General features: G+C 46.5%; 17 protein-coding genes. 4 read left to right on the top strand and 13 right to left on the bottom strand.

Annotated features, from left to right (window positions below; all coding sequences use genetic code 11):
* Positions 1-234 precede the first annotated feature (234 nt).
* Together VNN20_08635 and VNN20_08630 are read right to left on the bottom strand one after the other, a co-directional pair.
* Positions 235-2,007: an NAD+ synthase gene (locus VNN20_08635; GenBank protein ID HWP92247.1), complete on the bottom strand. Its 1,773-nt coding sequence runs from the start codon at positions 2,005-2,007 to the stop codon at positions 235-237.
* 659 nt (positions 2,008-2,666) lie between these two features.
* Positions 2,667-3,269, bottom strand: coding sequence for a CPBP family intramembrane glutamic endopeptidase (locus tag VNN20_08630; GenBank protein HWP92246.1), 603 nt, complete (start codon positions 3,267-3,269; stop codon positions 2,667-2,669).
* A 152-nt stretch (positions 3,270-3,421) separates the two neighbouring features.
* Here VNN20_08630 and VNN20_08625 point away from each other — a divergent pair, with 152 nt between their 5' ends.
* Positions 3,422-4,525: a glycosyltransferase family 39 protein gene (locus VNN20_08625; protein HWP92245.1), complete on the top strand. Its 1,104-nt coding sequence runs from the start codon at positions 3,422-3,424 to the stop codon at positions 4,523-4,525.
* A gap of 138 nt (positions 4,526-4,663) precedes the next feature.
* Positions 4,664-5,875: a hypothetical protein gene (locus VNN20_08620; GenBank protein ID HWP92244.1), complete on the top strand. Its 1,212-nt coding sequence runs from the start codon at positions 4,664-4,666 to the stop codon at positions 5,873-5,875.
* Positions 5,876-5,887: 12 nt separating this feature from the next.
* Here the strand turns inward: VNN20_08620 and VNN20_08615 are convergent, their stop codons facing one another.
* From VNN20_08615 to VNN20_08590, 6 genes are all read right to left on the bottom strand, one after another.
* Positions 5,888-6,451, bottom strand: coding sequence for a GtrA family protein (locus VNN20_08615; GenBank protein ID HWP92243.1), 564 nt, complete (start codon positions 6,449-6,451; stop codon positions 5,888-5,890).
* A 120-nt stretch (positions 6,452-6,571) separates the two neighbouring features.
* On the bottom strand, positions 6,572-7,864 hold the full coding sequence (locus VNN20_08610) for a phospholipid carrier-dependent glycosyltransferase (GenBank protein HWP92242.1): 1,293 nt from the start codon (positions 7,862-7,864) through the stop codon (positions 6,572-6,574).
* 5 nt (positions 7,865-7,869) lie between these two features.
* Positions 7,870-9,270 carry a hypothetical protein gene (locus tag VNN20_08605; protein HWP92241.1) on the bottom strand — a complete coding sequence of 467 codons (1,401 nt, stop codon included), beginning with the start codon at positions 9,268-9,270 and terminating at the stop codon, positions 7,870-7,872.
* Positions 9,254-9,955, bottom strand: coding sequence for a glycosyltransferase family 2 protein (locus VNN20_08600; GenBank protein ID HWP92240.1), 702 nt, complete (start codon positions 9,953-9,955; stop codon positions 9,254-9,256). The genes VNN20_08605 and VNN20_08600 overlap by 17 nt, the downstream gene beginning before the upstream one ends.
* A gap of 90 nt (positions 9,956-10,045) precedes the next feature.
* Positions 10,046-11,545: a CRTAC1 family protein gene (locus VNN20_08595; protein ID HWP92239.1), complete on the bottom strand. Its 1,500-nt coding sequence runs from the start codon at positions 11,543-11,545 to the stop codon at positions 10,046-10,048.
* Between the two features lie 528 nt (positions 11,546-12,073).
* On the bottom strand, positions 12,074-13,723 hold the full coding sequence (locus VNN20_08590) for a GMC family oxidoreductase (protein HWP92238.1): 1,650 nt from the start codon (positions 13,721-13,723) through the stop codon (positions 12,074-12,076).
* Positions 13,724-13,971: 248 nt separating this feature from the next.
* Between VNN20_08590 and VNN20_08585 the strand changes: the two genes are divergently transcribed.
* Together VNN20_08585 and VNN20_08580 are read left to right on the top strand one after the other, a co-directional pair.
* The gene (locus VNN20_08585) at positions 13,972-14,802 is read left to right on the top strand and encodes a peptidylprolyl isomerase (GenBank protein HWP92237.1); all 831 of its coding nucleotides are present in this window, start codon (positions 13,972-13,974) and stop codon (positions 14,800-14,802) included.
* Complete coding sequence (locus VNN20_08580) at positions 14,789-15,325, top strand: gluconate 2-dehydrogenase subunit 3 family protein (GenBank protein ID HWP92236.1); 537 nt, start codon at positions 14,789-14,791, stop codon at positions 15,323-15,325. The genes VNN20_08585 and VNN20_08580 overlap by 14 nt, the downstream gene beginning before the upstream one ends.
* Before the next feature lie 1,204 nt (positions 15,326-16,529).
* Here VNN20_08580 and thiI read toward each other — a convergent pair.
* From thiI to VNN20_08555, 5 genes are all read right to left on the bottom strand, one after another.
* Complete coding sequence (thiI, locus tag VNN20_08575) at positions 16,530-17,648, bottom strand: tRNA uracil 4-sulfurtransferase ThiI (protein ID HWP92235.1); 1,119 nt, start codon at positions 17,646-17,648, stop codon at positions 16,530-16,532.
* Between the two features lie 28 nt (positions 17,649-17,676).
* Positions 17,677-18,111, bottom strand: coding sequence for a transposase (locus VNN20_08570; protein ID HWP92234.1), 435 nt, complete (start codon positions 18,109-18,111; stop codon positions 17,677-17,679).
* A gap of 284 nt (positions 18,112-18,395) precedes the next feature.
* Positions 18,396-19,823 carry a dickkopf-related protein gene (locus VNN20_08565; protein HWP92233.1) on the bottom strand — a complete coding sequence of 476 codons (1,428 nt, stop codon included), beginning with the start codon at positions 19,821-19,823 and terminating at the stop codon, positions 18,396-18,398.
* A gap of 55 nt (positions 19,824-19,878) precedes the next feature.
* Positions 19,879-20,895 carry a hypothetical protein gene (locus VNN20_08560; protein HWP92232.1) on the bottom strand — a complete coding sequence of 339 codons (1,017 nt, stop codon included), beginning with the start codon at positions 20,893-20,895 and terminating at the stop codon, positions 19,879-19,881.
* 1,686 nt (positions 20,896-22,581) lie between these two features.
* A complete protein-coding gene (locus VNN20_08555) occupies positions 22,582-23,034 on the bottom strand; it encodes a YMGG-like glycine zipper-containing protein (protein HWP92231.1) in 453 nt (150 codons plus the stop codon).
* Positions 23,035-23,438 lie beyond the last annotated feature (404 nt).

Raw genomic sequence — 23,438 nt, 5'->3', positions numbered from 1 at the left:
ACCCGTGATCCTATAAAACAGGTTATCATTTTGCCAGGTCGCAAGCAAGGTTGATCGTTCATTTATGTAATCTTGAGCAGCGACTAGAACGTGCTTATAGGCATATATTCGTCGATTAAGGTCTCTGTAGTGAACGCATATATGCGTTCCAAATAAATCCATGTTAGTTTACATCAGCGCAGGCATCAAAAGTGGGGCATAACAATAAAAAGCTACGAATGGAAGAAATTTCATCTATCCCCGATAAAGGTTAGTAATGGGGAAACGGCGGTCTTTTCCGAAAGCCCTGGGGGTGATTTTGATGCCCGGAGGGGCCTGTCTACGCTTGTACTCGTTCAAGTCCACCATCTTGATTATTCGTTTTACGATATCGGCTTCAAACCCCATTGCCACTATCTCTCCCAGGCTCAAATCGTCTTCTACGTAGGCTTTAAGTATTGGGTCGAGTACTTCGTAGGACGGGAGGGAATCTGTATCCTTTTGATCAGGTCTAAGCTCGGCCGAAGGGGGCTTTTCCAAAACCGATTTGGGGATTACTTCCTTCCCCTTCCATCTGTTGTAAAACTCGGATATGCGGTAAACCATCGTTTTCGGCACGTCTTTGAGCACGGCGAACCCTCCGGCCATGTCCCCGTAGAGTGTGCAGTATCCGACGCTCATCTCGCTTTTATTTCCGGTAGTAAGAACGAGCCATCCAAACTTATTGGACAGCGCCATGAGTATATTCCCCCGAATCCTGGCCTGTATGTTCTCTTCGGTCACATCCTGCTTTTTACCCCGGAATACCGGGGAAAGTACTTCTAAGTAAGCGCTAAAAGCATTCTCAATCGGTATCGAAAGAAGCTCGATACCCAGGTTTTTAGCCAGCCCTTCAGCATCGGTGATGCTTCCCGAGGAACTGTACCTGGAGGGCATGGACACACCGATAACGTTTTCTCCTCCCAGAGCCTCAACAGCTATCACACCGACAAGCGATGAATCGACCCCCCCGCTCAGTCCGACCAAGACCTTCTTAAACCCGTTTTTTAAGATGTAATCGCGTGTCCCCAGAACCAGCGCACGAAATACCTCCTCTTCCCTATCCAAGAACTTTTCTACCTTTGGCGCAACTTGAGGAAGGGCCTTTTTCTTATTTTCCTTGGTAGAGACGACCCGGCGGGTCGTCTCTACATCGTTGATTTCTATTACCTCCACCCCTTCCGATTCAAGCCCCAGAACATATTTTTCCTTTCTCCTCCGCGGGTCATGGAGCCGCGAGCGAAAAACGTGGCTGATATTGATGTCGGCAACGAGTAATTCCTCCTTGAACCCGGAAGCCCGGGCTATTATGTCTCCCCTCTCCCCTATTAAAACGCTGTGTCCATCGAATACCAGCTCGTCCTGCCCGCCCACTAGGTTGCAAAAAGCCATTATCACCGAGTAATCGGACGCCCGGACTGAAAGCATTCGCTCTCTATAGCCGACCTTAGAGGCATAATATGGAGATGATGATATGTTCATGATTAACTGGGCATTCCCCAGCACTGCCTGCTCCCTGGTAGGGTCCCCGGGGTACCATATATCCTCGCAAATGTTCACCCCGAATATCAGGTTTCCGAGCTTATAAACCGGGGCACGGCTGCCCGCCTGGAAGTACCTGTCCTCATCAAAAACCCCGTAATTGGGGAGGTAACGCTTGTGATAGACATCGACTAACTCTTTGTTGTGTATTACTGCAGCGGCATTATATATGTCCTCATTTCTATCTACAAAGCCCACCACTACCGTTAGTGAATCGGTGGCCTTCCTGACCCTATCCAGGGCCTCCAAGTTGTCCTCTATGAAACTAGGCTTTAGCAACAGGTCTTCCGGCGGATAACCAGTAATAGCCAGTTCGGGAAATGCGAGAATATCTACCCCTAGATTCTTTGCGCTCTCAATATACTCCAGAATCTTTTTTAGATTACCTTCTAGATCCCCGACGCATACATCTATCTGTCCTAGCCCGATTCTGATGGTGTTAGCCATTTTTCTGGTTATATATTACTCGCAAAACCCTTATTTAGGAATATTTGTAGGGAACGCAGACCTCAAACTGAAATAATACTGCCCCAAATGTCATTTCGCAGAGAGAAATCTTAAATCGCTTAGTGGAGCTTATTCCTACGTCTTTCTCAGGACAGGCTCCGAGCAATGGCCCCAAGTTAAACCGAGAAATCTAGCGAGGTTCCTCTCCGCATGTCATCCCTGTCCCCGCTTAAACCGGGGACAGGGATCCAGAATTAAAACAATGGATTCCCGCTTGCGCGGGAATGACAAAAGAGCATGCTTCGACCCTTCGACTTTGCTCAGGGCTCAGCATGAGCGGATACTAGTCCGCTAAAATGATTAATGAAATCAAATCCCGTTCGTCCTGAGTCGATCCCCCGGTTTAACCGGGGGAAGGACGAACACCACTTATTTTAGATCATCCTTCGACAAGCTGTCATGAACGGGATTATCGAATGGTTGCCCACTAAACCAGTGTGGTCGAAGTATGAATTTTCGAGGTGTTCATTCTTCGCATGGATTCGGAATGAAATCTTGTGTCATCTGGCTTTACAGAGTTCAACATGTGTGCGACCGAAATGATCGTGTGTTAATGTAGTGGTACCCCCGTAGCAAGGAGGCTACAGGGAATTTACGAGTTAAAGTCCTCCCGTCGCTATGTAAACGACATTGGCCAAAAAATGAAATATTATGTTTGCCCAAAGCGTTCCGGAGATGAGATACATGTAGCCCATGACCAAAGATGGGAAAAAAGTGAGCAGGTTTTCAACGTATCCGGCGCCGCTACACCCAAAGCCCATACACCTCACCGCCAGGTGTCCAATGGCAAACAGGAGGCTGACCATAAGTATTGCCTTTAAATTGTTTCCCATCTCCTCCTGAAGATATCCACGAAAAAATACCTCCTCCGGCACGGAAACAAGGAGGAGGTGTTGAATGATGACCAGATAGGGAACATTATCCAAACGAAACGTTTTATCAAAAACAGCTAAGACCAAGAGCAAGTATAGGGAAAGGATGATAACCGATAGGACAACCCCGATAAGCACACCGCGTAGGTTCCATCTCAGTCCTTTGACTTCGCTCTTCATCACAAAAGGCACCCCGAACATCAGGAGGGCAGCCAGGGGAAAAACGGAGTCGGGGGAGAGAAACTTTGCCATTAAAGCTATTATGAGCATAACCACCAAGTAAGCGGTAAGGGACGCAAAGTACCGTCCGAAATTCAATCTATAGGTCATGGAATATAATCCAAAGGGAAACCATCCGACTCGAATGGACTAAAATACACAAGTTAAGTAGACAGGTCAATTTTATGAAACTTCCCCAATCACTTATTGCTTGATTAAAACAATGATAAAATAGAAGGGCTTTCTCGCCTTGCTTGAGTGAAATGGAAAACCGAAATTCCCTCTGGAAGTTGGTCTGCCTTGTAATTCTTCTAACGGTCGGGACTTTTTTATTTTCCTACGTCGCTTATGTACTTGACCGGAACGTCTTTCCATCATCATTGATCGATTTATGGAACCGCTGGGACACGGCTCATTACCTGGACATTGCGGAGAGGGGATACTCAGACATCAGAATTAGCGAGAGGCATCTACGCATAGTATTTTTCCCATTCTACCCGCTTTTAATAAAGCTCTTTGCGCTGGTATTCCAGAATTACCTGTTTTCCGCCCTGCTGGTTTCAAACCTTTCATATGTTATCGCCTCTATCTATCTCTACAAACTGGCTTCAGTCGACTATCCGGAGGAAGCTTCATTGAGAGCGGTATTCTTCTTCTCTATATTTCCTACCGCCTATTTTTTGCACGCAGGCTATACCGAAGGCACTTACCTGGCCCTGACAATCTCAAGCTTTTATTACGCCAGGAAAGAAAGGTGGTGGCTTTCATGTACTATAGGGATGATGGCCACGGCGACCAGAATCACCGGAATAGTCCTGGTCCCCGCTCTTTTAGCAGAATACCTGGCCCAGAAGGAGTTTAAGATAAGGAACCTGGGAAAAGATGTCTTATGGCTAGCACTTGTCCCCATCGGTTTTCTGTCTTATTTGACGCTCAACTATTTGGTTTATGACTACCCTTTAAAATTCCTTGAGTTTCAGAGGGAGCACTGGCATGAAAAGGCGGTATTTCCCTGGCAAGGATTTCTGGGTGCGTGGGAAGGTATATGGAGGGTCAAAGCATCCGCCATGACCATCTATGGCTGGGCTCAGGTTATAAGCGCCATACTCGGGCTCCTTTTCACGGTTTATTCATTTTTTTATTTTCGAATCTCTTACTCGATCTATATGCTCCTTACCTTGCTCATTGTGACGTCAGCCTCTTTCTGGATAAGCCTGCCCCGTTTTGTAGTCACTATGTTTCCTATGTTCATTGCTTTCTCCCTGGTCGGCAAACGTGAAGAGGTTAATTACATTATTGTCTTTCTTTCAATTCTTTTTTACGGCTTATTCCTGGCTCTTTTCGTTCAAGGAAGATGGGCCTTTTAATCCCCGTAAAATTAATGTTTAAACCGAGATTAAGAAACTAGAAAATACGCCTGGAAACCTCAGGACACAACAGCTTTTGTAATACGTAGAATTTTAATATAAATTAATCAGTTAAAAATCTTCCCTGCTGTGGAATTGGTGAAACTCCGGTCACTTCTAAAAAAACATCATAGCATTTTCGTGGCTATTTCTTTTTTCATAATCACCTTCATCGTTTATTTCATCACCGGCGAGGAACAACCCACTCCATACAACAATTTTGTCCGCCTGGCCGATGCCTTCCTGCACGGCAGACTGCATCTAACCGAGAACGTAAAATGGCTGGAATTGGCTCTGGTGGATGGGAGATATTATGTCGTTCCACCCCCTATGCCGGCGATCCTCCTTTTGCCCCTCGTGGCTTTTTTCGGGCTGTCCACCAATCAGACCATAGCCTCGGTATTCCTGGGCAGCTTGAATGTCTCTTTGGCATTTTTAGTCGCCCGGGAGCTAAGCAAGAACCGGAGCATTCAGCTATGGGCCACGGCGATGTTCGGATTCGGCACCATACACTGGTGGCTTGCCGCCACCGGGTCGGTCTGGCTTTTCTCCCAAGTTACATCAGTGACTTTTCTCCTCCTGGCGATATATGCCACACTCAGGAATAAACATCTCTTTTTAGTCGGTATTTTACTGGGGGCCTCCTTTTGGTCCCGCTTACCCACCGTTTTTTCACTGCCTTTTTTTATAGTTATGTTCGTCGATAAATGGATTGAAAACCCTAATGGAGCCCCGGTCATTAGCAGGATTAAGGTAAAGCCGTTAATTCATCTCGGATTGGGACTCAGCATATTTGTATTTTTAAACTTTCTTTACAACTACCTCCGGTTCAGCACACCCCTGGACGTTTCTTATTACTTGATTCCAGGAGTGCTCGAAGAAATCTGGTATAGGGAAGGTATCTTCGATATCAGTTATATCCCTCGTCATTTAAAAGCGATGTTCTGGGAATTTCCTATTTTTCTCTCCGCACCTCCTTACGTAATGCCGTCCTGGTCTGGACTGGCCATCTGGATTACCACTCCGGCCTTTATCTACGCCCTATTTGCCGGGATAAGAAATAGACTAGCTCTCGGATGCTGGCTCTCCATAATACCTATTGCGCTAGTTTTATTCATGCACGGTACCTGGGGCTTCTCTCAGTTTGGTTATAGGTTTGCAGTCGACTTCTACCCGTTCTTATACCTCCTAACGGTGAAAGGCATGGGTGATAGAATTAGGTGGCACCACCGGATACTTATCACTCTAGGTGTACTGGTAAATCTCTGCGGGGTGCTCTGGGTCAACAAGTTCGGATGGGTGAGATACTAGCGTCGTTTTTTCTCATTTCTTGAAAACTATGAACTTATAGCCCCAGAAGTTCCAGAGGACCGAAATCAAGGTTGCCGAAAACGCCCCGATATTTGCCCAGAGCCTCGGAGATATATGGCCAGGCGGCTCGATTACGTTCACGATGAATGAGGCAACGGCGACGTTAATGACGAACCCGACGCCGCTAACGGCGACAAAATGAAAGAACTGTTTACCCATCCGGTGCGTTTCAAGACTCTTGAATGTCCAGAACTTATTCCATAAATAGCTGTTTATCACCCCGGCCATGAAAGATACGGCCTTGAATACCGAATAAAGATGGCCCCTTTCTATGTCGGTGAGAAACATTAGAAGGTTCAGGGTGCCAAAATCGACAGCGGTGTTTGATAGCCCTATGGCAATGAATTTCCCAAACTGGAAGATAGAAGGACGCCTCCTTCCCAGACGAAACGTCCCGTAAACCCCGACCACAGCTAGGGCGGGGATGAACAGTAATATCATCCACCTAGCATTTACTATAAGCTGGAGTAGAGGGACATCGCGCTCTAAATTCTTCAGAATTAAAAGCAGAAACACCGCTACCGTCTCCCCGGCTATAACGCTGATAACGATGTCCGATCTTTTGAAGTAGTTTGTCAAAGTGAACGGGTAGAAACAAAAACTATCATCTTTTTTAAAAGCCGATCATTGCGCTAACTATCTCCAACCCTTTATCCATATAAAACGGCCGAGCGAACTATCCGGTATTGGCACCCCGGCCAGTATCGGGTAGAAATAGACGAAGGTGCCGAAAGCAGCAGCTAGATAAATAAGAACGAACACCCTTCCGTATGGCCATTTTCCCCAGAGTTGGTCGAGGAAGTAGGTAATTGTGAGGATAAGAAAGGGAAGCGATGGAAGGAAGTGATAAAGAAAACTAAGCTTTCTCGGAGAGACTGCCCATGGAAGCCAGTAGGCCAGCACGCTTAAGAGCGCAAAGGCTAGCGCGGGCAATTCCTTACGTATTACCTCGACTATACCCAGTATAAAAAATACGCATCCGGTCCACCAGATAAAGGGGTTTCCCAGGGCATAGATATATTCATGCCGGCCGCCCTCGGATGAACCCAAATGTAAATAAACGGACCTTAGGAGCAGTGGCCAATTCCACCAGGGAGATGAATAGGGATGCGTCGCATTAAGCCCTTTATGATAGCCATACATGCTACCTTGAAGAGAGATGAAATCGCCCACCGAGTTTCCATGAAGGAAAAAAGGAATATAGGTGGCAATATACACGACCGCCGGAACCAGCACAAAAGCAATCAATACCGGGGGAAGCGCTTTTAAGCCTAGCGTGAAGTAAGAGTCCTTTCTTCCATCCGGAGAGCGGGCTTTCGTGTATAGGATAAGACCGAATGCAACCGCTCCCAAAAATTCCAGTGCATAAACGCCGTTCCATTTTACGGAAATTGCCGCCCCACAAAAAAACCCGGTCAGCAAGAGAAAAAGTCCTCTTTTAGCCCGGGCAAACTTCACCAGGAATAAAGAGGAAGCGAGAATAAAACTCATCAGAAAAATATCCACCATCGCAATCCTGCTCAGCACAAAAATGAAGGAGTCGCACGTGAATAAAAAAGCAGAGATGAGCCCCGCCCTTTTGCTGTTGAAAAGCTCTTTTCCCAGAAGATAGATTATCAGCGTTCCCAGCCCGCCGAAGAAGGCCTGGAAAAAACGCCATCCAAATGTATTATCGCCGAATATCAAGATTCCTAGGGCGCTCAACTCCTTTCCCAGCGGAGGATGGGTCCATTCATAAGCAAAGCCCTTAGGCGCCTTATGCCACGACTCCCATCCTGCTCTGTTTCCCTTGGCCATCTCCTGCGCGGTAAAAGCAAAGTATATTTCGTCAAAATAGTGCTTTTTAGGGGCTTCCAGGCGATAGAGCTTAATCCCGAGGCTAAAAACAACCAGACAGAAAAGGGCAATCTCCACTTTTTTACTAACCAAATATTTCATCTTCTTTCAGTAGCACCCGTTCCCCTCCTGTAGAGTGTGAGACTATCTCTCACAAAATCGAGAAGTACAAGGAAAAAAATGACCAGCAGCAAAAGAACTATACCAGGAATAAAGGGCTTGAGTGTAGATGCAGGAACGATTAGATACGGCCTAGCGCTCTCCATAACCCGAGGTGCTAATTCTATGTAGGCATAAAACAGGTTGAACGTATAGGCAAGGGATACAGCCAAGTAGAAGAACCAGTATCTTCTCGAGCGGAAAGCTATCATGGCAAAAAACGCAACTGCAGGAAGAAAGTGCCTTTCGTGAACACGGGTGACAAAAAGAAAGAGCGCAAAGAGTACCAGGGTAACGGCAGAAAACGTATATATGGTCAGCCCGGCGCCGTCCATGGAGAGATAGCCTTTTTTAGAGGGGTGTATCTCATGGCCTGGCTTAAATTTGGCTATGAGAAGGGAAAAAAAGAGCAAGCTAAAAATGAGAGCGTAGAAAAGGCAAAATAGAATAGTCCCCCACCTCTGGTAGGTGATGCCCAGGAACCTTATCTGGTCGCTCTTCCACATGGCCAGCATACCCCAGAGATTAAAGGCGTTGAGTGAAGTAAACTGGTAATGGTCGTACGCCGTAAAGAACCTCTCCTTGACCAGAATAACCGGATTCATGAAGATGGAGGTAAAGCCACCGCCTGACAATCCATCACAGACAAAAGGCATCGCCAGGATAAGAACCGTGGCTGCAAAAGCGGCAAAAAAGCCAAGCCCGGGACCGTAAGCCCTCGCCGCTGACGCACCCTCTTTTCTCCGCTCGATAACATACCATATCACAAAAAGGCCAAGTACCGGGAGAACAACCAAACTCTGTGGTTTTATCATGAAAGCAATACCGGCAAACACGGCGGATGGAATCAGATAACCCCACAATCCTAGCAGAACGGAGAGGAGAAGGGGCAAGGCATGGACAGAATCAACCTGCCCCCAAAAAGTAGAATTAGAGAGGGAAGCCGGGTTGAAGAAATAGGCGAGCGCTGCCAAGCTGGCAGTCCTTAAACTGGTGATCCTGCCGAGAGTCAAATATATGAGTACGGAGATACCCAGGTCCGATATGTTTGACGGAAGTTTGAAAAGAATTTCATCCGGCAGTTTTGGGAAGGCCCGGTTTACCCCTTCCAGTAATCGAAGCACGTATAGATATCCGGGCATATAATCACACCAGTACCGGTCGTAGAACTGGGAGAAACCAACCTTGGAGATTCCAGCGGCCCACCATTTCCAAGTCTCGAAATCACCCTTGTAGGTCCAGTATTGGGAAAGAAAAACCCTTAGAGCAAATCCAACGATGAGTAGTAAAGAGAGCAAAAAAAGCGTCGGCCGTGGACTTCCTTTATTCCCTGAGTTCATTTCTAAGCTTCCAGCATTCTCTGAACATTCTGAGTATTACCCGAATATTGGCACCGGTTTGCCTGCCAAATTTACGGGGAAAGTGCCTCACCGGTACCTCTTTTATCGAAAACCCCTTTCTTTTCCACTTGATTATCAACTCGGCGCTGAAGAGCGCCCCGCCGGATTTTATGGGCTTTACCGCTTCATAAGCCCTCCGGGGAAACATCTTAAACGCACAATCCATGTCCTTCATTCTTAAGCCGAATAAAAGTTCTACGTAAAGATGATAGAGCCAGGTGTTTAAAGAGCGAATAGCCGGGTCGGCTCGTTTTTCCCTGTAGCCTACTATGATATCGAAGGTGTTAATGAATGGAATAAAGCGTTCTATGTCGCTTATGTCAAACTGTCCGTCACTATCCATGAGGAAAAGGTAATCTAGAGACGCCCTATCGAATCCACTACGAAGGGCGGCGCCGTAACCGGAGTTTTTTGCATGATTCACCAGGATTATTTTTGGATTAGTAATGGCAAGCTCTTCTACGATTTCGCCGGTTCCATCTGTTGAGCCGTCATTTACCACTATGACCTCATAGTCTTTAAAGTTCTTCTCCACATAGGAAACCGCTTCCGTGACCGTTTTTTTGATATTCTTCGCCTCGTTATAGGCGGGAAGCACCACTGATAAGGAGAGAGGATTTTTCATGGACTATCAATTAAAAACAATAAACCTCTATTAGCCGACACTCTTTTTGACTTCAGGAGACAACTTTGGGATAAAGAGAGAGTGTATATGTTAATTCAAATCCAGGAAATCGCACTGGTCTTCAAAAAGGACAAACCGGCGACCGCCCTGCACGTCTAAATTAGAGAACTCGCAAACTGCTCCACTGGTCCAATCAACCCTTAAATCGGCTTGCGTAGCCTCGCCCACGCCAAAATGAAGCGGAAGCATGTCCTGCTCACAACAACCTTTTCCCCCGGAAACCTCCCTTATATTCATCCTGCCCGACGTTGATACCCGCACCCTTGTCCCAATCGCCGAGGTATTTGTGAGGACACCGTCGCCAATAAGCTCGATTATGATAAAGTTATTGGAATTCCCACTGCTTTCCATGAGAGCAATTCCTATATGGCCGTTCAAGAAGACGTCCATAAACCCGTCGTTGTTGTAATCGCCCCAGGGTGCGGCGAAAACGTCCAGGGGAAAATCCAATCCGACTTCGGGCGCTACATCGGCAAATCTCATATTTCCTAGGTTTCTAAACAACCTGCTAGGACTAGTGTGGTTTGTGGTAAATAAGTCGATTCGACCGTCCGCATCAAAATCCACCCAAGCACAGGTCCTGGCATCCCCAACATCCCCGGTTCCGGTCTCTGAAGTTACGTCGGTGAAGGTCCCGTCTCCGTTATTCCGGTATAGGGCATTTCTCGACGATGAAATATTGCCCACATATAGGTCTAAGAAGCCGTCACCGTTGAAGTCCCCTACACAGGCGGAAACGGAATTCCAATCCGGGTCGCCCCCTAAACCGGCCGTATCAGTAACATCAGTAAACCTTCCGTCTCCGTTATTACTGTAAAAAGTGTTTACGCCGTCGTTTGCCAAAAAGAGGTCCGGAAATCCGTCGTTGTTGAAATCAAACCATATTGCCGAATTGGTGAAAAGGAACTCCCCAAGCCCGCTTTCCGTAGATACCTCGCTGAATGCTCCATCCCCTTCGTTCCGGTAAAGAAAGGATACGCCGATATTCGCTTGAAAGAGATCCACAAATCCATCGCCATCGTAGTCGGACCACACGGTATGGCTTGTTATCCCGCCCTCCTCGGTTATTCCGGCTTCCACGGACACATCTTCAAAAAAGCCTCCATCGATGTTCCGGTAAAGTATGGGCGGCTCATTCACCTGTATAGTTCCGACAACCAGGTCTAACCGGCCGTCGTTGTCATAATCCGCCCAGGCTGCACTCCTCAGGGGTAAATCGAAAATACCGGCAGGCATGGTTACATCAACAAACGAACCGCCGGAGTTTTTGAAAAGAAAGGAGTTGGGAGGTCTGGAATCGGTATTCGCTACAAATAAATCCTGTCTGCCGTCCCCGTCGAAGTCTCCCCAGGCAGCGGTCTGACCAAGATTACCCACATCGCCTATTCCTACCTCCTGAATGACATTCAAAAATTCCGGCAGTATAACCGGACCACCGGAGGAATCTCCCGACTCATTGCAGGACCATAAATAAAATGCCAGGAAGATAATGAAAAGAACTATCGTGAATAATGTAGTGCGGTCGTGCAAACGTGTACCCTCCTTATCATTTAGAGAAGCGAGTTGTAGTAGGGGCACGCTGCAGCGTGCCCCTACAAAAGAAATTTTATCAAGGTACTTACTTCGAGTATGGTCGATTCTCTCAATAGAGGTTCCTCGAAGCGATCTGCAATGACAGTCTCCAATATGCATGTCAGCCAATTGAACTGGTATATTACCCCCACTCCTGTCCAAAATGTTTAGAAACTACCGGTTCACACTCATAAAACAAGTCCTCTAGATAGATAAAAACATTTTTTAATTAGGTCCACTCTTTTATGTTTGCTATGTGAACGCTGTACAAATCATATCCGTTCAAACAGCCTCTACTTCCTTCCCCCTTGATGGGGGAAGGTTAGGATAGGGGTGAATGGAAATAAGCTCCCCCCACCTTAATCCTCCCCCAGCAAGGGGGGAGGAGAAAGAAGGTGGTTACTTCTCCTTTGTCCATTATTGAAGTCCTTTGATTACCATCAGGCCAACTCCGACAATCAATCTCATATTTTGAGAAGTTTGATATTACCCCTTTTTCAGATTCTCCAAGAGCAGGTCGGCCGCTCTGAGACTGAGAGCCTCTATGGTTAGAGATGGTGCATCACCACCGCCCGAAGAAGGGAAAACGCTAGCGTCGGTAACTAGCAAATTGTCAACCTCATGGCTTCTTAGGTCCGAACCCACAACCGATGTCTCCGGGTTCTTTCCCATCCGGCATGTGCCGAACACGTGCGTTGCATTGAAAAAGTCATAGGCAGAGGACTCCTCCACTATCTCTTCGGCACCCGATGCTCTCAAAATCTCCTTGGACGTTTTGGCCATGGCATCCATTATCTTAAGCTCCGGGTCCTCGAGGAACGACTGTATCTTGGCAACAGGCACTCCAAACTCATCCTTGACCGTTTCGCTGACGGTGACAAACGTGTCTTTGTTGGGGAGAAATTCCCCGATCCCGCCCATGCTGACAGCGTGGCCAAACCATTTTTCTATTCCTTTCACAAACTCTTCTCCCCAGCCTTCTTGATAACGAAGTGCATAGTTCACCGGACCTACCGCGCTGCCGACTGTGGCGAATAGCCTGAAGCCACCCTTAAAGCCCAGCTCCTTGCTAGGCTCATTCCATTTCCATATTACGCCGTCTATCGGGATTCCCCTGTATGAATCAAGCCTCTCCGGGTGAAAAGCCACCACCTGGTAAAAAACCGTTTCCATGAAATTTTTGCCCACAACCCCATTTCCGCTCAGTCCCGAATTCAGGAGCAGCCTGGGAGTCTCCACCGCTCCGCAGGCAACAGCAATGTAATCCCCTTCCACAAACTGCTCCTTTCCGTCTCTATCACGGTATAAAACCCCTTTAGCCCTCTTCCGGCCATTCTTTTTTTCCACTTCGATCCTTGATACAAAGGAATTTGTAAGAATCTCGCATCTTCCAGTATTCTCGGCAAGGGGAACAAAAGTAACATCCACAGTTCCTTTATCCTTTCTCGGACATCCCCAGACGCACCCATTGCAATAATTACAGGGCGGAGTTTCACGGTATGGAATAGAGAGGATAGCCACCGAATTAGGCAAAAGCTCGAGGCCCAGTTCTTTGCAGCCCTTCCCAATGACCTGACTAGCATAGCTCAATTTGTGAGGGGGAAGAGGGTAGGAAACGCTGCGCGGTCTTCCCGGTATCTCCTCCGGCCCGGCAACGCCTAATATCTTTTCCACTTCTGAATAATAAGGCTCTATATCCTCGTAACTTACCGGCCAGTCCTCGGCTACACCGAAAAGGCTCTTCATCCGAAACGCGCTGGGATGGAGACGATGGGCCTCACCCTGGAAGTGAAGCGTGGTTCCACCCACTCCAAGAACGTGTTGGTACCGATGGTACACCCTCTCGCTGGAAGGATTAAGCTTTCCGGAGGCTTTATTCCAAGATTTCAGTTGAGCGTATTTTTCATCAAGGCTTTGACTCTTACCAAAGTCCAGCCGAAGCTTTTTCCGGTAGGGGAAACCACTTTTTTCCCAATCATCCTTAGTTAATGGATAGTCCTTATGGGGATCATATCGGTCTCCGGTCTCGAGCACCAGCACGTTCATGCCTTTTGAAGCGAGCCGCCAGGCAAACGGCGCCCCGCCCGGACCAGACCCTATGACAATACAATCGTATTTCTTATTTTTCTGAGACATTAATAATTAACCATATAACCTTTCTTAAGATTAAGTGTACAGTTATCCGCTCATTCTGAGCTTGTCGAAGAATGCCTATTCCCAACTAGAAGAACAAGGACGCCCTTGTTTCTAAACATTCACAATTTGTTAGTAAAGATAGTGTAATATTTGAGCGGTTAATATAATTAAACTGTTGAACTATGTCAATTATTCAGTTAGATTGTTTGCTTAAAAAAATCGACGACTTTAGCGGAGGAGTTAAGAACATGAGAAAAGTTTTTCCTTTGTTGCTGTTGATTGCCCTCATCAATGTTTCATGCACCCAATCGGAGAAAAAAGAGGAAACCAAAAAAGACGCTACTAAGACAGAAGTGACCACTGCTGACAAAGAAGAAAGCGGCACTGGTAAGAAAGTGGTAGCCCGAGTGAATGGAAAACCGATATACCAAGAAGACTTAAAAGGAAGACCACTGAGAATGGTCATAAATGAAGAGATCCTCTACCAGGAGGGATTAAAACAGGGGCTGGATAAACGATTTCAAGGGGAAATAGATGACTACAAGAAGAGGGTCATAGCGGAAACAGTGAAAAGGGAGCTTTTGAGTGAGCTGCCCAAGGCTAAAGAAATAGAAGTGACCGAAGAGCAGATTAGGAATTACTACGAAAAACACCCGGACAAATACACATTCATAAGTGTAAAAGAGATATCCCTTCCGGATAAAACCACTGCGGAGGAAGTTCGCAAGAAACTACTGGCTGGAGAAGACCCGGCAAAAATAAAATCAGAACTGGGTGAAAAGGCCGTGGTTAAGGACCTGAAATTTGGCAAGATGCATTATAAAAAGTTTGATAAGATAGAAGTGGGTACTATAAGCGAAATCATAGAGGACGGGGGCCAATTTAAAATCTTACAAATTACCGATGTGAGGCAAGTCCCTCTTCAGAAGGTAAGCAATGCCATAAAGCACCGCATAATAGCGAGAAAGACGGGCAAGATGATCCAAGAGAAGGTCGATGAAATGAAGAAGGAGAACAACATCAAGGTGGAGATTATCGCTGAACAAGAGGAGATTATCGAAGAGGATGAATCCGAGTAGGAGAAACTTTATAAAAACCATCGCCGTCGGAATGCTGGGAAAGGGCTTAATATCAAGCTTCCCTTTTCAAGCATTCGGAGAAACGGAAAAATTCGAAGATGGATTCGAGATACAAAAAGGGTTTAAGGTATTCAACAGAGAAACACAAAAAAGCATGGAGGCGCTGGCAGACACCCTGGTCCCCGGGGCAAAGAAGTTGGGGATAAAGCGAATATTCATGGATAATATTTCAAAAGACCCGGGAGCGGCGGGCTTTTTCGATGCCGGATTCTGGAACCTGGATACCATCTCCAAGACCAAGTTCAAAAAGCCATTTTACGCACTGGAGAAGAAAGAAGAGAAAGAGGAAGTTATAAATCACGTCAGCGTAAAGAACAGGACCTTTTTCAAGCAGTTTCGTGAAACGATAATAAACCTGTATTACACACATCCTGAAGTGTGGAAGAAACTCTCTTATAATGGTCCTCCCCAGCCGAGGGGGTTTATGGATTATGCTTCTCCGCCTAAAGTGTCAGGCGGGTAGGCAATAAGACAACATAAAATTATAGTAACTTTAGAGTAACTTCCGACGATCATTCACCAAATCCTAATATAGCCCCGTTTCAGCCCTCTCACTGTCATTTCAACCGAAGGGAGAAATCCTAAAATAATGAAAATTTTTAAGATTCCTCACATTCGTTCGGAATGACAAAAAGAGCAAACTCCTTCACTCTAGTTTATCCTGAGTAGAGTCCAAGGGCTCAGGACAAGCTCCTGAGCCGGATTCCCCGGTTAAACCGTGGGAAGGACGAACACCCTTCTTACTAAACAAAAGACCGTGCTTCGACCCTTCGACGATGCTCAGGGCTTCAGCATGAGCGGATTTTCATCCGCTGATATGATTAATAAAAGACGTTTGTCCTGAGCCTTGATCACCCGGTTTAACCGGAATCCTCTCCGCATGTCATCCCCGAATGTTCCCCGCTAAACCTTGTATCCGAAAGTATTAATCGGATAACATGCGGGGACAAGCTTTATCGGGTATCCATTTTTTGAAAAACTGGATTCCCGCTTGCGCGGGAATGACAGATTGGCAGATTATAGGAATGACGAAATTCCTCAACATGAGTGGATTGACTTCCGCTGGGGATGAGAAATAAAAAAATCCGTCTGCCCCGGGTCCCCAGCCAAAGGGTGAACACTCGGGTGTCATTGCGAGGACCCTGAGCAAAGCGAAGGGGGCGAAGCAATCCGTTAGATCCTTCGCTACTCCTTCGCTACCGCTCAGGACATGGCTCAGGATGACTTTGTGTGAGATTGCCACGCCACCAAAAAAACGGCGGCTCGCAATGACACCTCCGTGTCCGGGCAAAAGCGATAGATGGGAAAGAGAGATAAAACCCGTTCGTCCTGAGTAGTGAGCCCGTCGATAACTCCGTTCGTCCAGCGCAACCGAGAGGCTCATGGTTCGACGGAGTTTATGCTGAGCTTGACGAAGCACTCACCATGAAGGAAGGGACAAGCTCGACGCAATACCATACCCTTCACCCTGGAGCGGAGACGAAGGGTGAACACTCGGGTGTCATTGCGTCGGGATCTGGGGAGCGATCAGGAGGGAAGAAAATCAGGGAACCACATAGCTCGCAATGACGGCATAGTAAGCAATTATTCCAGGGATACGAAGTAATGAGCGATATATAATCCGCTAAGCATCTCAAGACCGGGTAACACAACCAATCTTCAATTAATCACCACTCACATACCTCGATCAATTCCAGGGTCTCGTTTATAACCCGGTCTATATTCATCCTTTGCTCGTACGCCTCTACATGCGACAGGCGGGGTTTGATTTTAGGACTCGGGGCTATAATGGAACAACAGTCCTTGTAAGGCCTAATAGATATGTCGTAAGTGCCTATTTGCCTCGCTAGACGAACGATTTCCCCCTTATCGAAGGAAATTAGGGGCTGTAAGACAGGCAAGGAGACCGCATTCCCGGTTAAATTCAGGTTTTCGATAGTTTGAGATGCCACCTGCCCCAGGCTGTCACCGGTGACAAGCGCCTGTAACCCCCATTCCCTGGCCACCCTCTCGGCCACCCTGGCAATGAACCTCCTGAATAGGATTAGTTCATAGCCCGGACCAACCCTATTTTTCATGAGAGCTACCTGAAACAGCTTATAGGGAGCCAGAAAAACCCTGGATTCAAATTGGTATTTGTTGATAGCCAAGACCAAATCGGCAATTTTGGTTTTAGCCACTGCCTGGTTATTGGAAAAAACATGAAAGTGGATAAAATCCACGTTACATCCCCTCTTCATGATTAAATAAGAGGCGACGGGTGAGTCTATCCCCCCTGATAAGAGACCTAAGACCCTACCGCTCACCCCTACGGGCAATCCGCCTAATCCTTCTACCTTCTGGAAATGGACAAAAACCTCGTCGGCGATCTCTACATAAATAGGAAGCTCCGGATTCTTAAGACTCACCTCGAGCTTATATTTTCTAACTATCTCCTCGCCTATATCTTTCGCTACCTCCATAGAGGTATAGGGAAACTTTTTATCCACCCTTTTTACAAATATCCCGAAAGTGGGATCCCCATTTATTCTTTCTCCCGTTTTTTCTATTATCAATTCCTTTATCTCTTTTAGGTCTTTTTTAACTCTATATGACGGGGCGAACCAGGATATACCAAAAACATTATTTAACGAATCCGAATCTCCGTCCTCCACTAATAGGCGCCCCTCGAACCTTCCGACCTTTCCACCGGTAGCCTTTTTAATATTCTCTATGAGTTTGTTTTCGAATAATCTCCGGTTCTTACCCTTGAGGGCAAGCTCACCGTAGTGCACCAGGATTGACATGATTTTAGAGAATTGTAATTAATCGGTTTTAAAAAGCCATAGGGTAAACGTCCGGGTTTTCTTCATCCGATTCCCATTTTAGGGGGTTATTAGCGATATACTCTCTGATCTCATTTAATTCATCTTCGTTTCGGATGATGCGTTCGTAATAATTACGTTGCCATATACGGAAACCGGAGGTACCACGCATTATATTTATTCGTTTTGTTGCAGAGGATTTAAAACCTGCAATAAACGCCCCTATTGATCTCGGCTTGGGTCCCTTAGGTAGGGGCGACCGGCCGGTCGCCCCTACATTTGATTCTCTAATTATAACAATACCGTGTAGATGATTTGGCATTACAACAAACTCATCTAATTCGATTTCTTTTCGTAATTGAACTGAACGGATCCATTCATCACTCACAAGAAAACCGATTTCATTCAAAAACATTCGACCTTCAACAATATCACCAAAAGGCATTCCCGGTCACGCGTACATATCGTTACAAAATACGCTCCTGGTTGAGAATAATCATAATCTTTTAATCTAATAGACCTACGCTGATGTCTATCAGGATCATAACTCATCTTTAACATTCCCCCTGTGAAATAAAATTAGACCTTCACCCAATCGGTAATAAAATAATCTCTTAGGGCAAATAAAAAAGCCAGAGAGACAAAATTAGCCTCACTGGCTTTAGTTTTCAACGCTTATATAAAATATGTAGGGGTTCGAAATTTTGAACCCCTACAGGTCACGCTTGTTTACTTATTGTCCTTTCTATTTCTTCTTCTCAGTGCGCTGAGACCGAATGCAAACGCTACCGGTACCAGAGGTATCAGTATGTTAGCCATAGCCGTTCCAACACTGACCGGTCCAGCTATCGCACATCCGCCGCCGCCATCACCATCAGGTGTTGGTGTCGGTGTCGGTGTAACTATCACGCAGAAACCACCTTCCACATCACATACCGTACCTTCGGGGCAATCAGCATCGGATGTACATGGTATAAGCTCGCAAGTACCCGCTACTGCACCCTCACATACCTCACCCTCGGGGCAATCAGCATCGGATGTACACGGGTCGCCGGAAACATCGCATGCTCCAACTTGTCCGCCAGCGCAGAACTCATTCAAGGCACAATCTTCGTCGCTGAAACATGGCGTAGGCGGTTCAGGTGTTGGGGTTGGAGGTACAACAATAATATCATCGCTATTTACGATAGCATCATCAATTCCCAACCTCAGGAAACCGCATGAGAACTGCTCTCCACAGCTTACGAAATTCTCCGCATCGTCAAAAATCCCCGGGGTGTAGTTCTCGAATATCGGTACCGGATCGTACGGAGGTCCATAAACATCTAAATAGTTTATGAGAACCAAGTCCGCACCGGCCGGGCCTGCGCCAAGCACCGCATAGTTCTGGAACAGCAGGTCGGTTGCAAATATCGGGTCCACATCCGGCCCTAAATAGCCAGCATTTACCCCGTCTAGTGTTGTCCCGTTGTCTGCTACAGAGGCCCCATTAGTAAACGTGACAGCCAGCCTCGTCCATAGGTTTGTCCCGTAATCTGTATCCAGATTACTGTCTATCACGCTTAACTGACCCTCAAGAGCGTTAAATGATATGGCGCCATTCGGATTAGGGCAAGAATCAACCGCGGATATCACCACAAACCCCTCCTCACCCTGGATATTGGCATCAGGTATGTCCTGGCCCAGGTTGTTTATCAGGTTGCCGAAGTCGTACACGTGCGTATCTAACGGCGTCAAGGTATCACAGAAGTCCCTTACCTCTAAACAGTCCGAGCCTATGATCACCACGTGAATATTGACCGCATCGAACGGGTCGGTGTTTGTAACCTGTATGGATGTGTTTCTTCCAGGGGCCTGGGTCCACCAGCTTACTAACTGGGAGCCGCTTAGCTGGGTGTTGAAAAGCGAGCTGTCGGTGTATAACCAGTCTATACCCCCTATGAACCCGGCGCCGGCTGCCTCTGCTTGCCCCAGAAGACCGACCTTAACGTCGTCCCCTGGAAAATCAACGTTCAATTGAAACCAGCCGGTATCAAAAGGCACCCCGGGGCAGGCTGTAAGCCCCTGCGCTTTGGCCTTGTCGAAGGCGCTAAAGGTGAGAACAAGCATTAAACTTGCCATCACCATCAAGTTTATTATCTTCAACCTCTTTAACATGATTTCTCCTCCTTTATTCTAATTTTATTATGTTCAATCCGTTTAATCATCATATTTAGTTTCCTAGGTTTAAGCCCCCCTGGCCCAAGCTGTCAAGAGCGGCGACACCATTGGAAGGTAAAGGACCCCACCATGTGTCCATGCTGCCGGTTCCGTCCCCGTTATTTAGTCCGACAAATCCGGTGAAATAGTCGCCAGCCGCGGCTACGCCAAACAACCTTACGTGCCCCACGGTATCAACATTCGCCGGGCAAAGGCTTCCCGCCCCCCTGCTGTTAGGAAGCGCGCCATTTATACCGACGTCCAATGAGCTTGCCGTACAGGCAAATGTAAAGAGGTCGCAGGAAATCGGGTTCTCAAACTGGTCAAAAAGGAATACGTCGAATGTGATAAAGGTGCCTGCGGCAATCACCTCGAAAAATCCAGGCCCGGTATCATCCAGCACTATGCCAACCACGTCCGAGAGGCTATTCCCGTTAACGTTGTTAAAGTTAAACGTGAGATCATCTGCCAGGCCTGTTAAAATATTGGGAACCCCGTCAAAATTTGACCTGTACTCGTATCCGGCAAAGTCCACTACCCGGAAATTCCCGGTCAGTACGTAGTCCTCGATAAAATTCCCAAGTGCCGGACCGAACACCCCAGCCACATTCGTTACCACGATTATGCCAAAACCGCCATCCGGTAACACTATGCTTAACGGCCCGCCGTCATTCCTGACTATGCCCCTTAGGTCATATACGTGGGTATCATTCCCGGTGTAGGTGTCATAAAAGTCAACCTCCAAACAACCTGATGCCGCATTGAATATCTGGACGTGTACGGTTATCGGTAGCGCGCTGGTGTTTGTTACCTGCGCGAATGAGTTCCGGTTTCTTAGGTCCCAGAAACCGACCATCTGAGCATTAAGACCGTCCGTGTCGAAAAGCCCCGGTGCTCCGGCCCAAGATTTGGCCGGCACCATCAAAAGCAATGCTAACAACAAAAGATACTTTATCCTGCTAAAATTCTTCTCTAGCATAGAAGCTATCCTCCTTTTTTGATTTTTTTCACCAAATAATTCCTTAAACATTTACACCCTCCTTTTTCGTTGTTTTATTAAGCTTCAGGTATTGATTATGGGAAAAAACGGTTGGATTCGGGAATTGATTTTTTGAGATGGCTTTCATCCTCCTTAAGATTTTTAAAAAAGCCTCCTCCAGACTTTTGGATGCTTTGAATTACAACACAGAAAAAATTGATTGTCAAGCCCTTTCTTTGTGGATCCAAAACAGGCTTGAACAGATGACATCACTCTTTCTATCCTCCTTTAAAATTAAAGCAATTACATCACAAATCACATACCTTGTCAAGAGCTTTTCATTAAAATATAAAAAATCTGTTTGTTGTGTAAAAACACGCAGAACAGCCTGAGCGGCAGATTTGTCTGCACTGAATAATAGAGCCCATAACTTTGCTATGTGCTGAATGTATTTTGCTTTTGGAGGGGTTCAAAATTTTGAACCCCTCCAAACGATCTATACGATCATTAGGCATTGCCTCAAAGGATACCCTGTATACACTGCTATCAAAAATAATTAAAAACCAACAGATTCACCCTTTATAAAACAAGGCTCTTCGACGGATAAAACGGCTTCTTAAAATCAGGTTACTCTCTTTGATGTTTCCTATGCAAGCGCTGTACTGATCCTATTCGTTCAAATAGCCCTTCTAACCCCCTTGCATTTCCCCCCTTACTAAGGGGGGGAATTAAAGAGAGGGGTTTGCTTCCTCTTATTTATCCGTCATTGGAGCCCTTTGATTACTATCAGACGAACTCTTGCAATCAATCCCTCTATTTGGGACAGTTTTAACCTCTATTATCTTTTATTATCTTTCTAATTGGGGATCAACACATACTCTCACGTCTTACATATACGAATGTTGGTTCCATATTTACGTGCAAATCGTTATAAAACAGCACTAGCTTTGGAGTATGGCGAGTTAGTTAGATAGTAAAATTTATTTCACGGGTTGGGATAATACTTAGTTTTTTTCTTCAGACGTCTTTTTACTATGGTAGGGGCACGCTGCAGCGTGCCCCTACTAAGCCATCATTTGTAGCGGTCAACCTTGTCCGAAATTAAAAGATTGCTTCGCGTGGAGTCAGAGAGAAGAGTCGCCATTTCCTGGGTGTCATTGCGAGGAGCAAAGCGACGAAGCAATCCATTGAAAAAACGAGATTATGCTTAGAAGGGTCCATGGTTCGACTGAGTTTATTCCTCAGGACAGGCTTTGAGCGCAATCGAACTACTCATGGTTCGACTCCGCTCACCATGAAGGCAGGTCTAAAACTCCAAGCAATACCATGCCCTTCACCCTGAGCGGAGACGAAGGGTGAGCAGGGTTAAAAAGGCAATTTCAACGAATAGGGTTGGAACAGCACTTGCATAACAAACATAGAAAAGTAAACCTGATTTTAAAAAGACTTTTTACCTATCTAAAGTCCTTGTTTGCGAGTGTGAACCACTGGTTTCTAATTTTTTGGAAAGCAGTATTAACCCCAAGAGATAATTCCGTGAGACCTGAGAGACCCTCGTTTCGTGGGTTAATACCACTGCGTATCTCAACCCGTTGGATAGTAAAACTTATCTCACGGGGCAAATAAAAAGCCAGAAAGATGTGTTTAATCTCTCTGGCTTTAATAGCTCAAAGAAAAATTCTTGAATGCTCGACTGATCTTAGCGAAGTCTCTATGTTCTCCGTGGCTAAATAATCACTAATAATTATATCCCGGCTCTACCCTGTCGGACTCACATACCTCTCTTACTTCATCCTTTACTAGCTGGCCATCCTGCCACACCCTCTCCCGAACTTTATGACACTTGGTACTCGCATCATAACCTACCGGTGTAGCTTCCACCCTCTGGAACCCATCTGTACTCTGATAAGCAACCGGCCGTCCTTCATATGCAGCCTCGCGCGCCGCCCTTTGGGATATCTCGGTGACCGTACCGCCAACAGCAGCGCCGATCAAACCACCGATTACAGCGCCCCGCCATCTGTTGTCGTCATCGATCAAAAGCCCGGCCACGGAGCCGAGCGCAGCGCCTACCCCGGCACCCTCATAGGTACGCTGGCTGGTGGCACAGGAAGATAAAAAAGCAGATGAGCCCATTGTAGAAACCACCAGACTTATAACCATACACATTGAAACTACGCTTTTTTTCATTAGAGTCCTCCTTGGACAGTTTAGTACCCTTAGATTTAAACCCTCTTCGTATTAAAAAGGTAACACACAAGGCCCTTTTTTTCCATTTTTTCCAACCCCTAGCTTAGATTAGTATACGAAAAAAGGAATAATGACTTGCTTCACTTTGCGATTGCGAAGCGCTCGAACGCGCTGGGTGAGCTCCTTAAAGCGATCTGATGCAAAGCGCAATTCAGCACCTTAATGATGCCTTTCGCCTTGAGTAGTAAGTTGATAGAACTCGTCAAGAAACTACATCCTTCGACAGGCTCAGAGTTTACCGATGGGCCCATGGTTCGACGGAGTTTATGCCCTCAGCAGGTTCAGGACAGGCTTTGAGCGGAGGCGAAAGGCTCATGGTTCGACTCCGCTCACCATGAAGGAAG

Source organism: Thermodesulfobacteriota bacterium (assembly GCA_035559815.1).
Lineage (GTDB): Bacteria > Desulfobacterota_D > UBA1144 > Nemesobacterales > CSP1-2 > DATMAT01.
This window is presented reverse-complemented; position numbering and strand designations above follow the sequence as displayed.

Excerpts from the sequence above, each read along its gene's own strand:
- VNN20_08565 (HWP92233.1), bottom strand. The coding sequence starts at position 19,823 with ATGTTAAAGAGGTTGAAGATAATAAACTTGATGGTGATGGCAAGTTTA.
- VNN20_08580 (HWP92236.1), top strand. The coding sequence starts at position 14,789 with ATGAATCCGAGTAGGAGAAACTTTATAAAAACCATCGCCGTCGGAATG.
- VNN20_08630 (HWP92246.1), bottom strand. The coding sequence starts at position 3,269 with ATGACCTATAGATTGAATTTCGGACGGTACTTTGCGTCCCTTACCGCT.
- VNN20_08560 (HWP92232.1), bottom strand. The coding sequence starts at position 20,895 with ATGTTTAAGGAATTATTTGGTGAAAAAAATCAAAAAAGGAGGATAGCT.
- VNN20_08570 (HWP92234.1), bottom strand. The coding sequence starts at position 18,111 with ATGCCTTTTGGTGATATTGTTGAAGGTCGAATGTTTTTGAATGAAATC.
- VNN20_08590 (HWP92238.1), bottom strand. The coding sequence starts at position 13,723 with ATGTCTCAGAAAAATAAGAAATACGATTGTATTGTCATAGGGTCTGGT.
- VNN20_08600 (HWP92240.1), bottom strand. The coding sequence starts at position 9,955 with ATGAAAAATCCTCTCTCCTTATCAGTGGTGCTTCCCGCCTATAACGAG.
- thiI (HWP92235.1), bottom strand. The coding sequence starts at position 17,648 with ATGTCAATCCTGGTGCACTACGGTGAGCTTGCCCTCAAGGGTAAGAAC.
- VNN20_08605 (HWP92241.1), bottom strand. The coding sequence starts at position 9,270 with ATGAACTCAGGGAATAAAGGAAGTCCACGGCCGACGCTTTTTTTGCTC.
- VNN20_08635 (HWP92247.1), bottom strand. The coding sequence starts at position 2,007 with ATGGCTAACACCATCAGAATCGGGCTAGGACAGATAGATGTATGCGTC.
- VNN20_08625 (HWP92245.1), top strand. The coding sequence starts at position 3,422 with ATGGAAAACCGAAATTCCCTCTGGAAGTTGGTCTGCCTTGTAATTCTT.
- VNN20_08585 (HWP92237.1), top strand. The coding sequence starts at position 13,972 with ATGAGAAAAGTTTTTCCTTTGTTGCTGTTGATTGCCCTCATCAATGTT.
- VNN20_08555 (HWP92231.1), bottom strand. The coding sequence starts at position 23,034 with ATGAAAAAAAGCGTAGTTTCAATGTGTATGGTTATAAGTCTGGTGGTT.